The 577-nt window shown below is 38.0% G+C and carries 1 pseudogene; it reads left to right on the forward strand.

Going from position 1 to position 577, the window contains the following annotated elements:
• Window positions 1-577, forward strand: a pseudogene (locus tag GQR46_RS20425) (hybrid sensor histidine kinase/response regulator); the annotation flags it as partial.

Consider the following 577-nt stretch of genomic DNA (forward strand, 5'->3'; position numbering starts at 1 on the left):
CATCTCTGTATTTGTTTGACCAAAAAGTAAGAAGTGATGTTTATAATTCAGCCCAAATAGAATTAAAACGTGAGCTTGAAACAAAAAGCCTTTCACTAAAAAACCATCTTAAAGATAGTGTTACCGCTATTCGCTTTTTAGACGCAACGCCCCCGATTAAAGGCATTACTCGCGCCACTGAAAACAAGAAAATAGATCCCTTGTTAGGCACGCACATCGACGTTTGGGAAGAGCGCTTAGCGAGTATTTTTAGTGGTTTTATGCGCACAGACGACAGCATACTTCAGGCTCGCTATATTATTCTCGCAGATGGTGGGCAAGAAGTTGTCAGGGTTGATAGAAACCAACTCGGAGAAATTAATCGACTGCAAGGTCTGCAATTACAAAAGAAAGGCCAACGCGATTACATGATAAAAGCGAGTATGCTCGATAATAAAAGTGTTTATATTTCTCCAATTAACTACAACCGTGAAAATGGGCAGATACAAGAACCTTATATAAGTACTTTTCGTGTAGCTAAGCCTGTTTTTGATGAAAAAAATAAAATTTTTGCAATATTAGTCACTAACTACTTTGC

The sequence above is a fragment of the Pseudoalteromonas sp. Z1A6 genome (assembly GCF_011378745.1).
Lineage (GTDB): Bacteria > Pseudomonadota > Gammaproteobacteria > Enterobacterales > Alteromonadaceae > Pseudoalteromonas > Pseudoalteromonas arctica.